At 58.9% G+C, this 548-nt stretch carries 1 pseudogene; it reads right to left on the bottom strand.

What is annotated here, in order from left to right:
* Positions 1–548, bottom strand: a pseudogene (locus AB1Z34_RS11170) (IS256-like element IS1249 family transposase); the annotation flags it as partial.

The following is a 548-nucleotide window of genomic DNA, read 5'->3' as shown; positions in this document are numbered from 1 at the left end:
TGGTTCTCGGTTTGGGTCAGGGTGGATACTTTGGCGAGTTGGCCCTGGCCCCAGTCGGACTGCCTGGCGATTCGTACTGGATCGTCAGGCAGTTCCGTTTTTAAGTAGAGCCACCAATCCAGCATGCGGCGTTGTCGTTCGCCTGATCTGCCGCGGTGGGTTCTGGCGAGCAGTTTGAGCTGGGCGTTGATGCCGCCTTCTAAGCTGTTGGTGGTGGATTTGATCCGCTCGGGCGCAAGGACTCCTGCTGGCGGGTTGAGGTAGACAAACAGCATCTCGGACCGCCAAAGATGGTTGAGGCTGTTGTAGGCCTTGCGCACGTTGTGGTGGGTCCACACGCGGGTCCATGCACCTGTTTTGGGGTCTTTGATCATGGTTTTCTCGTTCATCCATTCCCGGTAGATCGTTGAAAACTCGTGCAGTTGCACACCCCACGCGGCGGCTTCATCCAGTGTGGTGATCCGGGTCAGTTTCAGCGCAAGTCGGTAGATGGTGCGCCCGGCATCGGTGCGTGGGTTGGTGGTGGTGTAGCGGCGGACCACGCGTTG

This window comes from Corynebacterium sp. 045007 (assembly GCF_040743205.1).
Lineage (GTDB): Bacteria > Actinomycetota > Actinomycetes > Mycobacteriales > Mycobacteriaceae > Corynebacterium > Corynebacterium jeikeium_D.
This window is presented reverse-complemented; position numbering and strand designations above follow the sequence as displayed.